The organism is Vibrio natriegens NBRC 15636 = ATCC 14048 = DSM 759, assembly GCF_035621455.1.
Classification (GTDB): domain Bacteria; phylum Pseudomonadota; class Gammaproteobacteria; order Enterobacterales; family Vibrionaceae; genus Vibrio; species Vibrio natriegens.
This window is the reverse complement of record NZ_CP141822.1, coordinates 619,994-641,589: the sequence shown is the minus strand read 5'-3', so window position 1 is coordinate 641,589 and position 21,596 is coordinate 619,994. Positions and strand designations below refer to the sequence as shown.

18 protein-coding genes are annotated in these 21,596 nt (G+C 45.0%); 3 read left to right on the top strand and 15 right to left on the bottom strand.

What is annotated here, in order from left to right:
• The first annotated feature begins 43 nt into the window (after positions 1-43).
• Together VER99_RS02915 and VER99_RS02910 are read left to right on the top strand one after the other, a co-directional pair.
• Entirely contained in the window at positions 44-2,899 is a 2,856-nt protein-coding gene (locus tag VER99_RS02915) for an MFS transporter (protein WP_020333653.1), read from the top strand.
• Complete coding sequence (locus VER99_RS02910; protein ID WP_020333652.1) at positions 2,900-3,919, top strand: ABC transporter substrate-binding protein; 1,020 nt, start codon at positions 2,900-2,902, stop codon at positions 3,917-3,919.
• 112 nt (positions 3,920-4,031) lie between these two features.
• Here the strand turns inward: VER99_RS02910 and guaA are convergent, their stop codons facing one another.
• Together guaA and guaB are read right to left on the bottom strand one after the other, a co-directional pair.
• Positions 4,032-5,585 carry a glutamine-hydrolyzing GMP synthase gene (guaA, locus tag VER99_RS02905; protein WP_014230949.1) on the bottom strand — a complete coding sequence of 518 codons (1,554 nt, stop codon included), beginning with the start codon at positions 5,583-5,585 and terminating at the stop codon, positions 4,032-4,034.
• 98 nt (positions 5,586-5,683) lie between these two features.
• Positions 5,684-7,150 carry an IMP dehydrogenase gene (guaB, locus tag VER99_RS02900; RefSeq protein WP_020333650.1) on the bottom strand — a complete coding sequence of 489 codons (1,467 nt, stop codon included), beginning with the start codon at positions 7,148-7,150 and terminating at the stop codon, positions 5,684-5,686.
• A gap of 234 nt (positions 7,151-7,384) precedes the next feature.
• Here guaB and xseA point away from each other — a divergent pair, with 234 nt between their 5' ends.
• Positions 7,385-8,716, top strand: a complete 1,332-nt coding sequence (gene xseA / locus VER99_RS02895; RefSeq protein ID WP_024372697.1) for an exodeoxyribonuclease VII large subunit — start codon at positions 7,385-7,387, stop codon at positions 8,714-8,716.
• A 12-nt stretch (positions 8,717-8,728) separates the two neighbouring features.
• On the opposite strand, the gene VER99_RS02890 is transcribed toward xseA, so the two are convergent.
• From VER99_RS02890 to fdx, 13 genes are all read right to left on the bottom strand, one after another.
• Positions 8,729-8,953 carry a zinc ribbon domain-containing protein gene (locus tag VER99_RS02890; protein WP_014230946.1) on the bottom strand — a complete coding sequence of 75 codons (225 nt, stop codon included), beginning with the start codon at positions 8,951-8,953 and terminating at the stop codon, positions 8,729-8,731.
• Between the two features lie 294 nt (positions 8,954-9,247).
• The gene (locus VER99_RS02885; protein WP_020333648.1) at positions 9,248-10,129 is read right to left on the bottom strand and encodes a metal-dependent hydrolase; all 882 of its coding nucleotides are present in this window, start codon (positions 10,127-10,129) and stop codon (positions 9,248-9,250) included.
• A gap of 66 nt (positions 10,130-10,195) precedes the next feature.
• Positions 10,196-11,692, bottom strand: coding sequence for a ribosome biogenesis GTPase Der (der, locus tag VER99_RS02880; RefSeq protein WP_014230944.1), 1,497 nt, complete (start codon positions 11,690-11,692; stop codon positions 10,196-10,198).
• Between the two features lie 184 nt (positions 11,693-11,876).
• Positions 11,877-13,037 carry an outer membrane protein assembly factor BamB gene (bamB, locus tag VER99_RS02875; RefSeq protein WP_014230943.1) on the bottom strand — a complete coding sequence of 387 codons (1,161 nt, stop codon included), beginning with the start codon at positions 13,035-13,037 and terminating at the stop codon, positions 11,877-11,879.
• Positions 13,038-13,049: 12 nt separating this feature from the next.
• Positions 13,050-13,664: a YfgM family protein gene (locus VER99_RS02870; protein WP_020333647.1), complete on the bottom strand. Its 615-nt coding sequence runs from the start codon at positions 13,662-13,664 to the stop codon at positions 13,050-13,052.
• A 124-nt stretch (positions 13,665-13,788) separates the two neighbouring features.
• Complete coding sequence (gene hisS / locus VER99_RS02865; RefSeq protein ID WP_020333646.1) at positions 13,789-15,057, bottom strand: histidine--tRNA ligase; 1,269 nt, start codon at positions 15,055-15,057, stop codon at positions 13,789-13,791.
• A gap of 26 nt (positions 15,058-15,083) precedes the next feature.
• Positions 15,084-16,202, bottom strand: a complete 1,119-nt coding sequence (ispG, locus tag VER99_RS02860) for a flavodoxin-dependent (E)-4-hydroxy-3-methylbut-2-enyl-diphosphate synthase (RefSeq protein WP_014230940.1) — start codon at positions 16,200-16,202, stop codon at positions 15,084-15,086.
• Positions 16,203-16,208: 6 nt separating this feature from the next.
• Positions 16,209-17,159 carry a cytoskeleton protein RodZ gene (rodZ, locus tag VER99_RS02855; RefSeq protein ID WP_020333645.1) on the bottom strand — a complete coding sequence of 317 codons (951 nt, stop codon included), beginning with the start codon at positions 17,157-17,159 and terminating at the stop codon, positions 16,209-16,211.
• A gap of 516 nt (positions 17,160-17,675) precedes the next feature.
• Positions 17,676-18,803: a bifunctional tRNA (adenosine(37)-C2)-methyltransferase TrmG/ribosomal RNA large subunit methyltransferase RlmN gene (locus VER99_RS02850; RefSeq protein ID WP_014230938.1), complete on the bottom strand. Its 1,128-nt coding sequence runs from the start codon at positions 18,801-18,803 to the stop codon at positions 17,676-17,678.
• Positions 18,804-19,022: 219 nt separating this feature from the next.
• The gene (gene ndk / locus VER99_RS02845) at positions 19,023-19,448 is read right to left on the bottom strand and encodes a nucleoside-diphosphate kinase (RefSeq protein ID WP_014230937.1); all 426 of its coding nucleotides are present in this window, start codon (positions 19,446-19,448) and stop codon (positions 19,023-19,025) included.
• 88 nt (positions 19,449-19,536) lie between these two features.
• Entirely contained in the window at positions 19,537-20,835 is a 1,299-nt protein-coding gene (gene pepB / locus VER99_RS02840; RefSeq protein WP_014230936.1) for an aminopeptidase PepB, read from the bottom strand.
• A gap of 172 nt (positions 20,836-21,007) precedes the next feature.
• The gene (gene iscX / locus VER99_RS02835; protein WP_005391546.1) at positions 21,008-21,202 is read right to left on the bottom strand and encodes a Fe-S cluster assembly protein IscX; all 195 of its coding nucleotides are present in this window, start codon (positions 21,200-21,202) and stop codon (positions 21,008-21,010) included.
• A 43-nt stretch (positions 21,203-21,245) separates the two neighbouring features.
• Positions 21,246-21,584, bottom strand: a complete 339-nt coding sequence (gene fdx, locus VER99_RS02830; protein WP_014230934.1) for an ISC system 2Fe-2S type ferredoxin — start codon at positions 21,582-21,584, stop codon at positions 21,246-21,248.
• Between the last annotated feature and the right edge of the window lie 12 nt (positions 21,585-21,596).

Below are 21,596 nucleotides of genomic sequence, written 5' to 3'. Positions count from 1 at the left end.
GGAGGTTATACCGTACATTTATATTGAATTACGGAGGGTGGAGATGGCTATATTATGGCGAAGCTGGTTCGCGTTTGTAACTATCCTTGCTGTCATTCTGTCTACTTTCTCGCTGCTCTTCTGTCTTCAATTTAACTCGACTTTATCTGAACTCATTGCACACCGGCTGTCAGTCATTGCCCATACTACAGCAACCACGTTTAAGTCAGTGACAGATCTTGGTTTGCCGCTGGAGATGATGAATAACGCCCAAGCGATCTTAAACCATGCGCAAGAAACTGATGACACTATCAGAGACATTCACACCTTTACTCCTACTGGAAAAATTATTTACTCGACCGCTCAACGGCCTAATACCGTAATTAACGAGCATGTATTACAGACACTACACCATGCAGATCATCAAGAATGGAGACTGGAAACCCAAGATACAATATTCAGTGGTTCTTCAATTTATAATCGCCATTACCAATTGGTTGGAGGTATTGTCCTTGACTACCCCAAACACAACTTTAATTCGAACAATCAGAAGTTAATCATCTTCGTTTTATTCACTTCAATATTGATATTTTGTAGCTTTGCAATCGTTTCATTCGTTATTTTCAAGTTAATGTTATCCAAAGCTATCAGAGGGATGAGATATCTGGATACTATTTCTAAAGTATTGCATTCAGACCGAAGCCGCCGCCCTTTCAGCAGCAGATATGTAAATCATAAAAAAGAAAACTTTGGGCTGTTGGCTCCCATTATTTCCAGTTTGGATGCTCAAATTGAACAAGCTAATGCACACTTTAATTCAACTAGGATCGCTTTAACCACACATAGAAAAACACATAAAAGAGCTCAACCACCGAGTGGTATTAGCCTTGCTCTCCCACATAAAAAAGACGCTCCTGCGATTGATGAAAGTAACCTCAGTGAGACATTCGCTAAAAAACTGCTCCCATTGATAACACTTTTACTGATACTTGCGGTTGCCATACTAGGGACGCTTTCTATTCGATATATGAGTCAATTCATCGAACCAGAAATTATCAATCGAACCCAGTTAATTGGAAAAACCATCAACAGTGACATACAGCGGGCCGTCAACGCGGGTATCCCCATCAGCAAAATAGCCGGGGCCGAAGAGTACCTGTCAGCACTGATTCAGGACTTCAAGGAAGTGTCTTATATTGGTATTTTTAGTGATGGGAATGTTATCGAATCAGGTAACAAAGAAAGTTCTTCTTTCTCCGCGACGAACATTGAACAAACTGACCTTCAATACATTATCAATTATGCTGAAAGAAGTGTGGGAAGGATCATCATCGATATCGATTCTCATTTTATTCGCAAGCAATTCAACGAAGTTTACCTCGATATCTTCGTCATTATCATCGTGACGATAATGATAACGTTTGAGTCGATGGTGGTCATGATCTGGCGAACCGTTACTTCTCCTATTATGAAGTTGCATACTTTGGCCTCTCAGCAAGCTTTGGGCGACTTTTCCAAATTTGTGATAAGCAAAAGTAACAACAGCTTTGAACACATTATGGATGTGCTATCTCAACGCTCATTTGAGTTATATCACCTGTCACAACGGCGAACACTTTCCTCCCAGCCAGAATATCAATACCATCTATCAGCGAGACATGACGGCCAAAACCAGCATTACACAGTACTGACTAAACCACAATTGCTCACGTTCTCGCACCTTAATGATATCCGCTGGCCTCTGTTTCTGTTTATTGTAGCCGATGAATTGCCACTTTCTTTTTTTCCGTTGTTTACCAGAGCGGCAGAAAACCCTTGGGACTGGGTAGATCAAAGTATCATTATCAGTCTTCCGTTAGTCGGTTACTTGATCGCCATATTCATCTGTTCCCCATTTGCCAAACGCCTAACGTTACTATTCGGCTATAAAAAACTCTTATTATGGGCCATGGTACCAGCGATATTTATCCAAATCGGTTTATATTTTTCTACCAGCGTTACAGAGATAATTTTCCTTAGAACACTGTCTGGGTTAGGCTATGCCATCGCCACCTTAACTTATCAAGATTACGTGATCGATATGATCTCCCCACAACGCAGAACTCGGTCACTGGGTAGCTTTACCGCGGTGTTAGTTGGTGGCATTTTTTGCGGTACGGCGACTGGCGCAATCTTAGCTGACAGACTGGGGCAACATTCGGTATTTCTAATCAGTTCTGCACTTGTGGCTCTCGCATGCCTATTAATTATATTTCTACTCCCTGCAAATACGCTATCCACAGTGAACAGACAGCATCACGAGTTCAAACTTTCTTCAATTATTCATCTCGTAACGAACAAAAGGTTCTTCTCATTCGCAGTAGGAATTGCGATGCCATGTAACGTTATCATGCAAGCTTTCATCGCCTTTATTGTTGCTTTATATATGAATCAACTGGGAGCTACCACAGCGGAGACAGGTCGCACACTAATGGGCTACTTTCTTATGACATACTTTATCGCCCCTGCTTCGACAAAGTACTCTGAACATAAAGTATCACCCTCTAATATCACTATTATCGGAGCACTAATTACAGGTATTGCACTATTGTTTGCAGGCATCGCAAATACTCAGCAGGAGTTCCTCCTTGCAGTATTGGGAGTAGGCTTAGGTCACGGTTTAGTTCGTAGTCATCAGCTCCCGGTGTTAATTCAACTTACCGAATCCTCATTGGCTCAGATCAGCCAATATGTAGTACTAGGCGCGACACGAACCATTGAGCGCGGTGGAAGCATCATTGGTTTACTGATTGCAGCATGGCTTTCCGGTGTAATTGGTTACCGAAGTACTATAATCCTGTTAGGCACTTTGTCACTTTGCGGTGTCTTACTGTTCTCATTGACACATCTTATTGAAAAACCAATACACAATGGTGATTAGATGGCTCGTTATCATCTGCATCTTTTGATACTAGTTATTATCAGTGCATACTTTCCTTTATCTGCGCAAGAAAAGACGGCTAATGATGAAGATAACAAACTGATTTATATGGTGCTTTGGAGAGGCTGTGAAGAAGCATGTACCTCGTTCATTGCGTCCCTAAAAAGCAATGACTTAAAAACCAAGATCATTCAGAGAGACGCGAAAGGCGATAAGTCTCAATTCCCAAAGTGGGTCAAAGAAGCAAGAGAACTCAATGCCGACCTTATTGTCACTTGGGGAACGAGCGCGACACTGGGTATGGCTGGTAGAATCAATAAGGAAAAAAAACAAGACTTCATAACTAAAATTCCGCTGGTATTTATGATCGTTTCAGACCCTATTGGTTCGGGTATTATTAAAAGTTTTGCACAGACTGGTCGAGATAATATCACTGGAACTCGAAACAGACCTGATGACATCGTTTATATAAACGCGATTCGCTCCTATCTTCCGAGGTTTAATAAGCTTGGCATGCTTTACAATAGTAATGAGCCAAATTCAGAGCTAAAAGTAAAACAAATTAAAGATCTCGCAAAGAGCATGAATTTTGTAGTGATAGCACTTCCTCTCGCTCTCGATATGGATGGTAATCCCCGCAAAAATGACATTGCTGTCAAAATGGAAAAGCTTAAGTCTCAAGAGGTCGATTTTATTTATATGGGATCTAGTTCATTCTTACGAAGTCACCAGGATTTATTTACTCAATCAGCTATGAACCGGGGGATACCTGTTCTAAGCCCCTATCACAATACAGTCACCGATTCTCATGCATTACTTTCTGTCGCCGCCAGATATAAAGATATTGGCCAGCTAGCAGCCAATCAGGCACTACTCATTCTGAAAGAAGGCAAGAAACCTGGGGATATTCCAGTACGCTCTGTTAGCCATTATAGCTATCTGATCAATATGAAGGTAGCTCGAAGGCTGAGTATCTATCCGTCGGTAGAGATCCTTCAATTTGCCCATTTAATCGACTAGAGCAGAGCGATGATAAACACACTGGTGGTGAACATCTCTTGAAAGAATAAAAAACCCTCTGACTAGCAGAGGGTTTTAACTAAGCGTTAGAGATTAAGAACTGTGTTCTTACTTATTCCCACTCAATTGTCGCTGGTGGCTTACCAGAAATGTCGTAAACAACACGTGAAATGCCATCAACTTCGTTGATAATGCGGTTAGAAACTTTACCTAGGAAGTCGTATGGTAAATGTGCCCAATGTGCTGTCATGAAGTCGATGGTTTCTACTGCACGTAGAGATACAACCCAATCGTACTTACGGCCATCGCCCATTACGCCAACTGAACGTACAGGTAGGAATACCGTGAACGCTTGAGATACTTTGTTGTATAGGTCTGCTGCGTGAAGCTCTTCAATAAAGATAGCGTCAGCGCGACGTAGCAAGTCACAGTACTCTTTCTTGATTTCGCCAAGAACACGAACACCTAGACCAGGACCCGGGAATGGGTGGCGGTAAAGCATGTTGTAAGGAAGACCTAACTCAAGGCCAATCTTACGAACTTCATCTTTAAATAGCTCACGTAGAGGCTCAACCAGACCCATTTCCATATCTTCAGGTAGGCCGCCCACGTTGTGGTGTGATTTAATCACGTGCGCTTTACCAGTTTTAGAAGCTGCTGATTCGATTACGTCTGGGTAGATAGTACCCTGCGCTAGCCATTTTGCGTTAGCCAGTTTCTTAGACTCTTCATCGAATACGTCTACGAATACGTGACCGATTGTCTTACGCTTATCTTCTGGGTCAGACTTGCCTTTTAGCGCGTCAAGGAAACGATCTTCTGCGTCAACTTTGATGATGTTTAGACCGAACTTGTCGCCAAACATATCCATTACTTGCTGACCTTCGTTTAGACGAAGCAGACCGTTGTCAACGAATACACACGTTAGCTTGTCGCCAATAGCGCGGTGAACCAACATAGCAACAACCGATGAATCCACACCACCAGACAGACCAAGGATAACTTCGTCGTCACCTACTTGCTCTTTAATGCGAGCGACTGCGTCTTCGATGATAGATTCAGAAGTCCAAAGACGCTCACAACCACATACACCAAGAACAAAGTTCTCTAGAATTTGTAGGCCTTGTTTTGTGTGCGTTACTTCTGGGTGGAACTGAACGCCGTAGTATTTCTTCTCTTCATTCGCCATCGCAGCGTAAGGACATGTATCTGTCTCACCTACTTTTACGAAGTCTGCTGGGATTTCTACTACTTTGTCACCGTGGCTCATCCATACGTCTTGAGTTGCTTCAAGATCTTTGAATAGTGCAGATTCGCCAGAAACTTTAACTTGTGCGTAGCCAAACTCACGCTCGTTTGAGCCTGCAACTTTACCACCTAGCTGCTCTGCCATGGTCTGCATGCCGTAACATACACCAAGAACAGGAACACCTGAGTCAAATACATATTGAGGAGCGCGTGGAGAGTTTTCTTCCGTTACGCTTTCAGGACCGCCAGATAGGATGATGCCATCTGGGTTGAATTCGCGAATATCCGCTTCTTCTACGTCCCAGCTCCATAGTTCACAGTAAACGCCGATTTCACGTACGCGACGAGCAACTAATTGAGTGTACTGAGAACCGAAGTCCAAGATCAGAATACGTTGGTCATGGATATTTTTAGTCATTTTGAGCAGTCTTTTTAGGCTAAGTGATTAAAACCGAGGCGAGTGTACTCGCCTCTTCTTAATGCTTCAAGGAAAAAGCAAACGTTTACTCTAGGCAATTAGTTACCTAGGCGGTAGTTTGGCGCTTCCTTAGTAATCTGAACGTCATGTACATGAGACTCTTGCATACCTGCACCAGAGATACGTACAAATTCAGCTTTAGTACGCATATCTTCGATAGTTGCAGAACCCGTTAGACCCATGCTTGAACGTAGACCACCCATTTGCTGGTGTACGATCTCTTTCAGACGACCTTTGTATGCGATACGACCTTCGATACCTTCAGGTACAAGCTTGTCTGCAGCGTTGTCAGACTGGAAGTAACGGTCAGAAGAACCTTGAGACATTGCGCCCAAAGAACCCATGCCGCGGTAAGCTTTGTAAGAACGGCCGTTGTAAAGAATCACTTCGCCCGGTGCTTCTTCTGTACCTGCAAACATAGAACCAACCATCACACATGATGCGCCAGCTACGATTGCTTTACAGATGTCGCCTGAGAAACGGATACCGCCATCTGCGATAACAGGAACACCGTATTCATTCGCTACTTCAGCCGCATCTGCGATTGCTGTAATTTGAGGAACACCAACACCAGTTACGATACGAGTCGTACAGATAGAACCAGGGCCGATACCAACTTTTACTGCGCTTACGCCAGCTTCGATAAGAGCTTTCGCGCCAGCACCTGTTGCAACGTTACCGCCGATGATATCTAGATCTGGGTAAGCAGCACGAGTATCACGAATACGTTGTAGAACGCCTTCAGAGTGACCGTGAGAAGAGTCGATTAGCAGTACGTCAACGCCAGCTTCAACTAGTGCAGCAACACGTTCTTCGTTACCTGCACCAGCACCAACTGCTGCACCAACGCGTAGACGACCACGTCCATCTTTACATGCGTTTGGTTTACGCTCTGCTTTGTGGAAGTCTTTCGCTGTGATCATACCAGTCAGTTTGAAATCATCATTTACAACCAGTACTTTCTCTACACGTGCTTCGTGCATTTTTTCCTGCACTTCTTCACGAGTCGCACCTTCTTCTACAGCCGCCAATTTTTCTTTTGGCGTCATAACAGAAGATACTTTCTTAGAAAGGTCAGTAACAAAGCGAACGTCACGGCCAGTGATGATACCAACAAGTTCATTGTGCTCAGTGACAACAGGGAAGCCAGCAAAACCGTGTTTTTCAGTCAGTGCGACTACGTCAGCGATGGTTGCATCAGGGTTTACTGTCACAGGGTCTGTAACAACACCTGATTCGAATTTTTTAACTTTACGAACTTCAGCTGCCTGCTGCTCAATAGACATGTTTTTGTGGATAAAGCCAATGCCACCTTCCTGCGCAAGCGCAATAGCGAGACGAGCTTCCGTCACGGTATCCATAGACGCAGAAATCATTGGAATATTCAGAGCAATATTTTTCGTTAGCTGAGTGCGAAGATCAGCTGTGTTTGGGAGAACGGTGGAGTGTGCTGGCACTAGCAGTACGTCGTCGAATGTCAGCGCTTCTTTGGCAATTCTTAGCATTTGCAATATCTCACAATTAGAGGAGTAAAAAAAAACAATCCAAAGTCTCATCGTTTCGCATAATGAGGGTAACCGTTTTGGTCAACGAGTTACATTTGGATTAGATATTGCGGAGGGATTATACGTTCAAGACAATCGATTGACTACAAGTTTTTTAATTTTTTTCTTGCAATTACCCCCTTGCTATGTATTATATTGCCGCTAATTTCCATACTCACGTCTACGAGATTAGCTGTGCTCTCCCAGACCAATCAAAACATTTTCACCGTTTCTCGTCTTAATGCAGAAGTCCGCCTCCTGTTGGAAAATGAAATGGGGATCGTCTGGCTTGTCGGAGAGATTTCAAACTTCTCAGCCCCTGTCTCTGGTCATTGGTACCTCACGCTAAAAGACTCTCGCGCGCAAGTTAAATGTGCCATGTTTCGTGGCAACAATCGTCGTGTGACTTTCAAGCCAGCAAACGGTAACCAAGTATTAGTAAAAGCACGCCTGTCTCTGTATGAGCCTCGTGGCGACTACCAACTTATCATCGAAAGTATGCAGCCAGAAGGCGATGGTCGTCTGCAGCAAGAGTTTGAAGAACTCAAGATGAAACTGGCAGCAGAAGGTTTGTTTGCCCAAACGAACAAACAGATTTTGCCAGAGCACCCAAAACGCGTGGGCGTAATCACCTCTAAAACCGGTGCGGCACTTTACGATATCCTCGATGTATTAAAACGCCGTGACCCTTCTCTTCCCGTTGTAATTTATCCGACTATGGTTCAGGGAGAAGATGCCGCTATTCAAATCGCACAAGCAATTGGTCGTGCAAACAGCCGTAATGAATGTGACGTGCTTATTGTTGGCCGTGGTGGTGGTTCATTAGAAGATTTATGGTGCTTTAACAACGAGATCCTTGCACGTACGATCTCGGCCAGCCAAATCCCAATCATTAGTGCCGTAGGCCACGAAGTCGATGTAACGATTGCTGACTTTGTTGCCGACGTTCGAGCACCAACGCCTTCGGCAGCTGCGGAGCTGGTGAGCCGCGATAATAGTCATAAAGATCAAGCCCTCGTTACTCGTCAACATAAATTGGCGAGCGCAATGCGTTACTATTTGGCGGAACAAAAACAGCAAGCAGCGCAACTTCTCCACCGTTTAGAGCGTCAACATCCTAGCTATCAGTTGCAGCGTCAATCGCAGCAATTAGATGAACTAGATGTACGACTGCGCAGAGCAATGCAACGCTTCATCGATACTCGTCAGCAAGCGATTGAGCGTAAACACCATCGTCTGCAATTGAATTCTCCTGTCAGGCACTTAGCTCAACAAAAATCGAGACTAGACCGTGTCGAGCAAAAGCTGTTGGACGCCATGGATCGCAAATTACTGACTGTGCGTCATCAATTGGCAATGGCTGCAGAAAAGCTGGAGGCAGTGAGCCCTCTTGCAACCCTCAAACGTGGCTATTCCATCACGCAAACAGAGCAAGGCAAGGTGATTACACAAGCTGAAGATGTGAAAACGGGCGACCGTCTGGTCACCCGTTTAGCAAATGGCGAGATTCGCTCGACCGTGAACTAACCCAGTTTAACGTTAGTCTATCTTTTGAAACTCAAATCGAACTCGAGATTTTGATTTGAGTTCATTACAAGTATTACAGAAGTAATTCGCCGCCCCACAAGCCTGAAGCTTTTCCAGTTCAGCGTCACAATCGGGACAAAACCCTACCTTTTTGAAATCGGACTCACACTGGTTACAGTGATACTGACCCGTCCACTCTAATTCAACGTCACAAGTCGGACAAATATTCTGCTGCATACGCCTTTACCTTACTCATTTCTTAATCTCATTATTCAAAATTTGCCACACTAAACAATGATCGCCGTCACTGCTTTTGAGATCTCGGATTGATGCGTCATTCGTTCAGGCATATAAAGATCTTATTCTGATCGTCGGATATTACCCACTTGATCAGCGATCACCCCCTAAAAGAATATTTATATAACCACACACCGAAAGCATAAGTTACATATTCTGCATTTCAATTTAAATTAGATAAAAAACCCAAATGGAAAGTAAAAAAACCAGATAAAAAGAATTTAATAAAAAGATCTAATTGTCTGAAAACGCTTTTACTTCGGTGTGCATTTCAATGGTTTGTGGGTCACATTCTATTAAGGTTACTTGTATTGAGGCAAACTCATTTAAATGACTGGCATGCGTTCCGCCACAAGGGATCACAGCGATTTCCCCTTCTCCCAGATCGCACTTCCAATAGCGAGAATCGGTAAGATTATCACCATGACACTCTATAATGATCGTCTCTTTGCGCTGAAGCCATTCTGACAACTGAGCATTGACCTTATGTTCTATGTCACTAAGGTCCGACAGCATATCTGCGCTGTTTAGCCCTCTTTTTCGGAGTGTTTTACCTAAACGATACGTATCCACGCACTTGTCCGGCGTAACGAAGCTTGTCTCCTGAGCATAGCTGTTAAAATCATAATAACCATGAGGGTCTTTACGGTCGGCGTCTTTACGCCAATAACCATCGGCCAGTACTTTATTTAATGCTAAGTAAGCAAGATGTCCGGCACTGTGACCACGACTCAGAGAAAGCTGATAGGGTTTATCCACTTGCAAAGCAATCATCATATCTGGCTCAAGTGACTCGACTCTCGGTAGCACATGCACGACAACAAACGTCCAGCCTGCTGTATCTCGTTTTACAGGAATTGCAGTTCCAACATACAGTGTGTTTGTGGCTTGCTCTACCGCACCAACCTGACAGTCGAGAACCGTGAATAACGTTCCGTCTATCTCAATCGAGCCTTTATCAGCAGGGTGATCGGGCCAAATGTGGCTTACGGGATGAAAAGGCGTGGTTTCAGTCACCAGATAGCTTACTTCATCGTTATGCTCGATGAGTTGAACAGGAGATTCTAGCTGCCATGTCTGATGACAGAAGCGAATTTTAGTCGCAGTAATCGTCATAGTTGTTGTTCTGTGTTTTGAAGATAAAAAAATACCCAAGCAAAACTTGGGTATTTTTGAACTCGATTATTTATTACGGTTTTTAACCGCAGACATCATACGCTTGCGCTTACGTTCCTGAGAAAGCGTAAGTTTGTTGGTACGGTTCTCAAATGGGTTCTCACTGTTCTGGAAGTTAATACGGATTGGTGTACCCATGATTTCCAGAGACTTGCGGAAATAGTTCATCAGATAGCGCTTGTACGAATCTGGTAGCTCACGAACCATATTACCGTGAATGACCACGATTGGTGGGTTATAACCACCAGCGTGCGCGTATTTCAATTTAATACGGCGACCGCGAATCATAGGTGGTTGGTGATCATCAACGGCCATTTTCATGATACGAGTCAGCACTGAAGTACCGACACGTGTCGTTGCCGATTTATAGGCTTCCTGAATTGACTCAAACAAGTGACCAACACCAGTACCGTGCAACGCTGAGATGAAGTGAATGCGAGCGAAGTCTACAAAGCCCAGACGACGGTCTAGCTCTTTCTTCACGTTCTCTTTCACATCGTTATCTAGACCATCCCACTTGTTTACAGCAAGTACGATAGAACGACCAGCGTTCAGAGCAAAACCAAGCAGGCTCAAGTCTTGATCCGAAATGTTCTCACGCGCGTCGATAACCAGCAGAACCACGTTGGCATCTTCTACAGCTTTCAACGTTTTAACTACTGAGAATTTCTCAACCGTTTCATTGATACGACCACGACGACGTACGCCCGCTGTATCAATAAGTACGTATTCACGCCCATCACGTTCCATTGGAATGTAGATAGAGTCACGTGTGGTGCCTGGCATATCGTAAACAACAACACGCTCTTCACCCAAAATACGGTTGGTCAACGTTGATTTACCAACGTTTGGACGGCCAATGATTGCAAGCTTGATTGGCTGATCTTGCAAACGTTGAAACTCTTGTTCCGCTTCTTCTTCGCTGTACTCTTCTTCTAGGATTTCCGCATCTTCAAATTCAGTCAGATCTTCAATCTCACCTTCTTCTGACTCGCTGCCCAGCAAGTCATCAAAGAACGGCGCAAGAGCACGCTCAAGAAGAGCAGTCACACCACGGCCATGAGCGGCAGCGATCTGGTACATGTCGTCGACACCCAACTGCCAGAAATCGGCACAAGCAGCATCGGCATCAATACCGTCAATTTTGTTTACTACCAGCATGGCTGGCTTTTCAATTTTACGCAGGTGCGCCGCAATCGCTTCATCAGAAGGCGTAAGACCAGCACGACCGTCAACTAGGAATAGCACAACGTCAGCTTCATCAATGGCCGCTAAAGACTGCTCCGCCATCTTTGTTTCAACGCCTTCTTCCGTACCGTCAATACCACCGGTATCGATGACGATGAATTCGTGCTCTTCACCAAGTTTAGCTTGGCCATATTTACGGTCTCGCGTCAGGCCAGGAAAGTCCGCAACCAAAGCGTCACGAGTGCGTGTCAATCGGTTAAATAGTGTAGATTTACCTACATTCGGACGCCCGACTAGGGCCACAACAGGTACCATAACAACCTCTACAATAATCTTTCTTCTGTAGTTATAGGTAACGACTTGCCCAATGCCAAATCAAACCAGGTTTTACCTATAACCACGTCAGGAATAACTTTTAATAAATAAACAATAATTTCAAACAACAAAACGGCTCCTAACTGTCACCAGCCAGGAGCCGAATGTGAATTATATCACGATATTATTCGTTAATGGTTAGTTTCTTTACATCGCCGTTGCGAGTAGTAAGGACATAACCATCAGACAGCAACGTTGGACCAACAGCAAAACCACTGTCATCAATATATTGCTGTGCTACGAATTCACCAGTTGAGCGATCCATCCAGTGCAGGTAACCCAATGTGTCACCAACAACCAGATAGTTACCTATCACAACAGGCGCCGTCAGTTGACGGTGCTCTAGCAAGCTGTTTTCCCACAACTCAGTGCCACTTCGCGCATCAACGGCGACAACATGATCTTTTTCAGTAATGACAAACAGACGGCTACCATCCGTTGCCATGTCATTCGCCGATGAGTAATTACGCTTCCAAATCGGGTTTGCAGAGCGCAAGTCAACCGCAACTAGCTGACCATTAAAACCGATGGTGAAAAGAGTGCCGCCAAGTACGATTGGTGAAGCGTCAACGTCAACCAGACGGTCGATTTCCGTTGCACCTTTTGGCGTACCGATTGGTTGTTGCCAAATAAGCTGACCACGTTCCACAATCGCTGCTGCCAATCGGCCATTTGCCGTGCCCCAGAAAACACCACCACCAATCGCCACAGGTGTACTGTCACCACGTAGAGTCAGGTTAGGAACTTCAGTGCTCAATGCCCAGCGTTGTTCACCAGTGCTTTCGTTAAGAGCAACAAGCGTGCCTCGGCTGGTATTAATGATGATCAAACCAGAGTCAGCAACCGGTTTTGCGAGTACTTCTCCGCCGACCTTAACACGCCAGTTCACTTCACCAGTCTCTTGGGAAAGTGCAATAACATCACCGTTGTCAGAACCTATGTATAGGCTTCCGTAAGCGGCTGTGATACCTCCAGATAGACGAGCAACAACGCTCTCTTCTAGATCAACTTCCCAAAGCGGCTTGCCGTTTTCTGGATCCAGCGCTTTGACAACACCGTCACGACTTGCAACAAATAAAGTACCGTTGGCATAAACTGGAGACAGTTTAGAGAAGTAATGACCAACGCCATCACCCACCGACGTGCTCCATTCGGTATGAGTCGTAAACTCACTATCGACTTGAGGTAGCGGCGCCATAACAATGGTATCTTCTTCACTCGCACAACCTGCGAGGATGCCCATCGTTAACGCCCCTAACAAGGCTTTTTTAAAGACTCTTTTCATCCAATGCGGTCCTTATTTCGCCAGATCGTCCAATTTCATTTGCAGTGTCGGGCTTGCATCTGTCGCTTGCTGCGCTTCAGTATAAGCGGCATAAGCGGCATCTTCGTCACCTTGACGAAGCGCGATATCACCTCGAAGCTCCGCAATACGACCATTCCATGCGGCATCGGTTACTTTGCTTAGTTCAGACGTTGCTGCATCAAAGTTACCCAGTTCCGCTTCAATACGAGCAATGCGGTAACTGATAAGTGGTGACAATGCGGCATCTTTAGTGCTGCTTTGTGCCCACTTTAGTTGCTCAAGCGCAGCAGAAAGCTCCTGTGCTTCAACTTGTGATTTCGCGAGTTGCAGAGCGGCCAATACTGAATATTCTTTTACTTCGCTTGAATCGATGAATGCCTGAACTTCAGCCTGTGCATCAACACCTTTTTCTTGCAATGCACTAATCGCTGTTGTGTAGCTCTGTGAAGCTGCTTCACTCGCCTGAATCACTGAATCCTGGTAGTAACGCCAACCAAATAGACCACCTAAACCAACAACAGCACCGATGATGACGGCTTTACCGTTCTCTTTCCACCAGTCTTTAATGGCTTCAACTTGTTGTTCTTCAGTATCGTAAAGTTCCACTTCCTGTCCTCTTAAAACATGTAAATGGCAGCAAAGCTGCCATTGTTCCCATCTCGTTTAAAGGCTCCACATGTGGGAGCCTCAAATAACGAACCAGGATAAAATTACTAGCTTACTAAAAGACTTAAATCAGTGCTGCGATCTTTTCAGCAACTTCTGCTTGGTTGTAAGTGTGTTGCTCACCACCAGCCAAGTCTTTCAATACTACGGTGTTATCCGCAACTTCATTCTCACCCAGAACCAATGCTACTACAGCACCAACTTTATCTGCGCGTTTAAACTGTTTCTTGAAGTTACCGCCACCAAAGTGATTCATCACACGTACGCCAGGTACTTCTTCACGAAGCTGCTCGGCAAGTTTCATCCCTGCCATCATGGTACCTTCGCCCGCGGTCACAACGTATACGTCAACGCTACGACGTACTTCCGTTAACTCTAGTGTTTCCAGCATAAGCACTAGGCGCTCAAGGCCCATAGCAAAACCAACTGCTGGCGTTGCTTTACCACCTAGCTGTTCAACCAGACCGTCATAACGACCACCACCACATACTGTACCTTGTGCACCTAAGCTTTCAGTGATCCACTCGAAAACAGTACGGTTGTAGTAGTCCAGACCACGAACAAGACGTTCGTTAACAGTGTATTCGATGCCTGCAGCATCAAGAAGTTCACACAGACCTGCAAAATGTTGCTTAGATTCTTCGTCTAAGTGCTCAGAAAGACGAGGAGCGTCACCTAAAATAGCCTGAACATCAGGGTTTTTAGAATCAAGAACACGAAGAGGGTTAGTGTGCATACGACGTTTGCAATCGTCATCCAGTACATCGATATGTTGTTCCAGAAACGACACTAAAGCTTCATTGTAGTTTGCACGAGCTTCAGGCGAACCAATAGAGTTCAGCTCAAGACGAACGTGCTTGTCGATGCTAAGTTCACGCCACAGACGAGCGGTCATCATAATAAGTTCAGCATCTACATCAGGTCCATTCAGGCCAAATACTTCCACGCCACACTGGTGGAACTGACGGTAACGGCCTTTCTGAGGACGCTCGTGACGGAACATCGGGCCCATGTACCAAACGCGTTGTTCTTGGTTGTACAGTAGACCGTTTTCGATCCCAGCACGTACACAACCTGCAGTACCTTCCGGACGAAGCGTCAGGCTATCGCCATTGCGATCTTCGAACGTGTACATCTCTTTCGAAACCACGTCTGTCTCTTCGCCAACAGCGCGGCTGAATAGATGGGTCATCTCAACGATTGGCATGCGCATTTCGTTGTAACCGTACGCGCTAATTACATTTTTCACTGTGTTTTCTAGCTTTTGCCACAGCGGTGATTGAGTTGGGAGGCAATCGTTCATGCCTCGAATTGCTTGAATTGTTTTTGCCACAATACTTACCGTAATTCTCGTTGAGATTAATCTTGTACTTTTACTTCGATGCGACTTTCGCTGTCCATCATAGACGCTTTCGCACGGATTTTAGCTTCTAGCTGATCCACAAGGTCGTTGTTATCAAAGCGCTCTTTCTGACGTTTACCATCTTCATAAAAAGCACTCTTCTTGTTACTACCCGCCAAGCCTAAATGAGAAACTTCCGCTTCACCTGGGCCATTGACGACACAACCGATAATCGAAACATCCATTGGGGTGATGATATCTTCTAAACGCTCTTCAAGTGCGTTGACAGTCCCGATAACATCAAATTCCTGACGAGAACAACTCGGGCACGCAATGAAGTTGATTCCACGTGAGCGAATGCGTAGGGACTTCAGAATATCGAAACCTACTTTGATTTCTTCGACAGGATCCGCAGCAAGAGAGATACGCAAAGTATCACCAATACCTTCAGCCAGCAGCATGCCCAAGCCTACAGAAGACTTCACGGCACCTGCTCGCGCACCACCGGCTTCGGTAATGCCCAAGTGGAGAGGCTGGTCAATTTTCTTAGCTAACAGACGGTATGAATCTACCGCAAGGAAAACATCAGATGCTTTCACGCTTACTTTGAATTGATCAAAGTTAAGACGATCTAGGTGATCCACATGACGCATTGCCGACTCAACCAACGCTTCTGGGGTTGGTTCACCGTACTTCATCTGCAGATCTTTTTCTAAAGAACCACCGTTGACACCAATACGGATTGGAATGTTTTTGTCACGGGCACAATCAACTACAGAACGAATACGCTCTTCATTGCCGATGTTACCTGGGTTGATACGCAGACAGTCAACACCGTACTCTGCTACTTTAAGCGCAATACGATAATCGAAATGAATATCAGCAACCAACGGAACAGACACTTGCTGTTTGATCAGTTTGAAGGCTTCAGCTGCATCCATTGTAGGTACAGAAACACGGACGATGTCTGCGCCCACTTTTTCTAGTGCTCGGATTTGTGCGACTGTCGCTTCCACGTCAGTCGTGCGAGTGTTGGTCATTGACTGTACAGCAATTGGAGCACCATCACCAATTGGCACATCACCCACATAAATACGCGTCGATTTACGACGAATAATAGGAGATTCGTGTTGCATAATTTTTTATAACGGTAAAGTGAATCTAGCGACTTTGCCTGAAGTATACCCAGAAAGGTCGACAGGTTCACTCGCAAATGTCATTGTAACCCCTTCCGGTGCGCCCAAAATCACTTTAAATGGTGCTTTTCCGGTAAGTTCTACATCCTGACCTGGTTTATGGGTGCCGCTCACCAGAGTTTTGCCATTGGTATCTTTCACCTGAATCCAGCAGTCTGCTTTAAATGTCATAGTGAGAAGGCTCATTCCCTCCGGCACGATGATAGCTGGCTCTTCAACGACCTCAGCCTCTTCAATCACTGCTACAGGCTCTTCAATATCTGTACTTGCCAGTTGATCACTAGGCAATAAGTCCGTTGCTTCAGCAGAACTTAACGCTTCATCTGCTGCTACAGGCTGTTCAGCGGAAACTGTAATATCAGCGGGAGCGCTTGCGATTAATTCATCGGCACTCATCTGATCTATGTCCGCCAACTCTTGTGCGCTAGGCTCTGGCCCTTCTACACTGGAATCCGTCACAACCTGAGTCAGGCTATTATCTTGTTGGTTCTGCCACCACCAGGCAGCAGAGATCCCGGTAATCACGATGGCGATAACCCAGGTCAGGAACATAATACGGCTGTTGTGCTTTTCATGCTTAGTTTTGCGAGAAAAGCTCTGCATTTCGATTTCTTGATCTTTCGGCTGGATATCGGCGGTTTGCTCTAGTGCTGTTAGTACTACTTTTTCATCAAGACCAACCACTTTGGCATACGAGCGCAAGTAACCACGAGTAAAGGTCGCTACTTGTTGTGATTCAAATCGATTGTTTTCAATATCTTCAATAACAGAAACGCGAAGTCTCAGGCGATCAGCAACTTGCTTTTGTGTCATTCCTAAAGATTCGCGTTTGTTTTTCAATAGTGTGCCCGCTTCAATGGAAAGCGGTACTTCATTCGTGTTTTCGTGTTCTGTCATAATGATGGTTTTTAGTCTGTTTTAGTGGCTAACACTGTTATTTATTTTCGTTATTTTTCTTAAGACTCACTTAAAGATAGCCAGCCTAATCGTGTTAACCAAAGTAATAATTTTAAGAAATTCTCTGAGCTTTGAATGTGAATACTCGCCCTGCCGATATCTGCAAAACGTATGAGAGAATAAGCCGAGATTTCCCGATGCTGTCGTAAATGCTATACAACATGATAAGACAATGTATAACAAAGACAAAAACTCTTTCCACTCAAACTAACAGATTGCTCAAGCTTTTGTCCAAACTTTGACACTGTAATTGGAAATTATACGCAATTCCACTCTAAGCACAGGGTTATGATGCGAAACAACCTTCAGTAACCGCCTCAGCATCGTTATTTTCCCACTATTAATGTAGTTGAAAAAACTATGCATCACCTATCATGACAGCTATTTGCTTATCGCAATCTCTCTAAACAAAATAGCCAGAGCAAAAGGCTCTGGCTATTTTAAAATTCACACAGCTTATACTGCTTTGACTTCAATGGTATCCGCGCCACGTGCCGCTTTTAACGCAGCGGTACGCTTGGTACGGTCAATAACGTCACCAACAAGCTGACCACATGCCGCATCGATATCGTCACCACGAGTCTTACGAATGGTAACAGTATGCTCGTACTGCATCAGAGTCTTTTGGAAGCGGTCAATACGAGAGTTGCTTGGCTTCTTATACGGTGAACCTGGGTACGGGTTAAACGGAATCAAGTTGATCTTACATGGCGTGTCTTTCATCAGTTCAGCAAGCTCACGCGCGTGGTCCATGTCGTCATTGACATGATCAAGCAATACGTATTCTACCGTCACTTTGCCACGGTTTGCGTTAGACGAAGCGATGTAACGACGCACAGAGGCTAAGAAATCTTGAATATCCCAACGATCGTTGATTGGCATGATTTCACTGCGCAACTTATCGTTCGGCGCATGAAGAGAGATTGCCAATGCAACATCGATTTTACCTGTCATCTGATCAAGACCAGATACAACACCCGATGTCGATACCGTCACACGGCGCTTAGATAAACCGAAGCCTAAGTCATCCAACATGATTTCCAGCGCAGGGATCAAGTTCTTCATGTTCAGAAGAGGCTCGCCCATGCCCATCATTACCACGTTGGTAATTGGACGACGTCCTGTTTCCTTCTCAAGGCCAACTTCACGTGCAGCACGCCACACCTGACCAATGATTTCAGACACTTTAAGGTTACGGTTAAAGCCTTGTTGAGCCGTTGAACAGAACTTACATTCCAGTGCACAACCAACCTGAGAAGACACACACAATGTAGCGCGATCATCTTCAGGGATGTAAACCGTTTCTACGTCTTGATCGCCAACCTTCATAGCCCATTTAATAGTGCCATCAGAAGAGTGTTGCGCTTCAGCTACAGTCGGTGCTTTGATTTCACACTTGTGCTGCAGTTTTTCACGTAGTTTCTTGTTGATGTTCGTCATGTTGTCGAAGTCATCAACACCGAAATGGTAGATCCACTTCATAACCTGATCAGCACGAAACGCTTTCTCGCCTAGTTCTTCCGCGAAAAATTGACGCATGCCTTTGCGATCAAAGTCGAGTAGATTAATTTTTTCAGTAGTCATGTTGCCTCTCAATGACTGAAACAAGAATAAGGGCGCGAATTGTACAGCCTTTATGCAGCTACAACAAGGGGTCTAAAACCCTGAGTTTGCTAAGGCATTAAAATTATTCTGATTAAAATTTAAACAATTTTACCGTTAAAGCGGGTCTTCCTTCATAAACTAAAAAGCCCCGGAATTATCCGAGGCTTACTATCTTTACGAGCACAGGTTAATCCAAGATTAACGTGGGCAAATCTCCGACTCAGGGAAGAAGAACTCAATCTCACGAGCCGCCGACTCAGGGCTATCAGAGCCATGTACTGAGTTGTGGCGCATGCTTAGCGCGTAATCACAACGAAGTGTGCCAGCAGCCGCTTCTTCTGGGTTAGTTTTGCCCATCAGTTCACGGTAACGTGCAATTGCATTTTCTCCTTCTAGAACCTGAACCATAATAGGACCAGAGGTCATAAACTCTTTTAGAGGAGGGAAAAATTCTTTGCCTTCATGTTCTGCGTAAAAACCGCTCGCCTGCTCTTCAGTCAGATGAACCATCTTTGCAGCCACAATACGCAGACCCGCTTTTTCAATACGATTGTAGATTTCACCGATTAGATTTCGTTCCACAGCGTCAGGCTTAACAATTGAAAACGTTCTTTCTAGAGCCATAAAGTTTCCTTTTTTGTACTTGTAATAATAGTTTTATATCAAAGTGACTGATTAATGCGGCATCGGCAAGCCCAATGCCGCACATTAATTACTTGTCAGCTTGCTCGTTAAGAAGGCGAGCAAGAGTGCGAACACCCATACCAGTTGCACCAGCAGCCCATTTTTCAGACGCTGATTTGCGGTACGTGCCCGCGCAGTCAAAGTGCAGCCAGCCTTTCTTGTAATCTTCAACAAAGTAAGACAGGAATGCCGCAGCGGTACTTGCGCCAGGTGAGTAATCACCAGAGCTGATGTTTGATAAATCCGCGAAGTTTGATGGCAGCATGCCACGGTGGAAATCAGCCAGAGGCAGTGGCCATAAGCCTTCTTTCTCTTGATTTGCCGCGGTCAGTGCTTGATGGGACAGCTCGTCATCGAAGCTCATTAACGCGTGGTAATCATTACCCAGTGCGTTTTTCGCCGCGCCAGTCAATGTTGCGCAGTCAATAATGAGTTCAGGGTTCTGCTCGCTTGCGTAGATTAGACCATCTGCCAATACCAAACGACCTTCCGCATCGGTATTCATGATCTCAACGGTTTTACCATTTTTGTAGGTAATGATGTCACCCAGTTTAAGGGCACGACCTGATACCATGTTTTCCGCACAGCAAAGGATCAGTTTCACACGTTTATTCAAACCACGCAGAATCGCTAGGCCTAAACCACCGGTGATGGTACCAGAGCCGCCCATATCCGCTTTCATTGCGCTCATAAAGTTAGAAGGCTTTAGGCTGTAACCGCCCGAATCAAAAGTGATGCCTTTACCAACTAAACATGCGAATACTGGTGCGTTTTCATCGCCAGTTGGGTTGTAGTCCAATTGCAGCATTGCAGAAGTGCGCTCAGAGCCACGGCCAACGGCATAAATACCTTCCCAGCCTTCTGCTAGAAGATCTTTGTCTTTAACGATACGTGCGGTAACGGTGCCTTCTGGCGCGACAGATTTAATAAATTCCGCCGCCATGGTCGCAAGTTGACGAGGTGCAACCTCTTCGGCTGTTTTGTTGATGATATCGCGAGTGAAATCAGTAGCGGTAATACGCCCCTGAAGCTCAGCTTGATCGTCTTCAGATAACGCAACCCACTCTAGAGAGCCGTGTTTTTTCGGGTTACGGTAGCCTTGATGGAAAGCCCAGATACTCTCCAGATCCCAGTTGTCACCAGAAAGTAGAATCGAATGAATTCCCTGACCATCGAGCTGACGAGCTGCGCGTTGAATTGCACCAAGATCATGGCCTTCACCTAAATGAATAGTCGCGCCTGTCTCGGCGAACGAAAGCAGGGCCTTTTCACCCCAATGTGGAGCTGCAGAATCTTGGCTTAAAAATACAGACATCTGTGTAGACATGGTTTCTCCTTGTCTTATAACGGCGTTGCCTACGCCGCTTGTTTTTTAGTAACTCACGGATGTTAGCATTATGTAGGGCAAAAATGTCAAAATGATAAAAAAACGGACCGAAGGGTCCGCTTTTTTTAGTAAAAATTGTTAACTCGGCTACGTTTTACCGCCGAATTGAGCATCAGTCAGCTTCATCCATCCAGCACATAATAACGGCTTCCAGAATCTTTTCGTTGCAATGGTTTGGGTCATCCTCAAACTCATCCAGCTCCATGATCCATTGATGAAGGTCGGTAAAACGTACGGTTTGTGGGTCCACATCTGGAAACTTGTCACAAAGCTCAATCGCGATATCGCGAGAATCTGTCCATTTCATGCTCATCTTCCTTTTCTTTCCCTTATAACTTAAGGGATAGTTTTTAGTGATCTTCTGACGCGTGGTTTAGCGTGTATTTCGGAATCTCTACAACTAAGTCTTCATCCGCAATTCTTGCCTGACAACCAAGACGAGATTCAGGCTCAAGACCCCATGCTTTATCTAGCATGTCATCTTCTAGCTCTTCACTCTCTTCAAGAGAATCAAAACCTTCACGAATGATCACGTGGCAAGTGGTACAAGCACAGGATTTTTCACACGCGTGTTCAATACCGATACCATTCTTTAACGCTACGTCTAGAACCGTTTCACCAGTATTAGCTTCCAGCACAGCACCCTCTGGGCACAAATCTTCGTGTGGTAATACAATAATCTTAGGCATAACTACTTATCT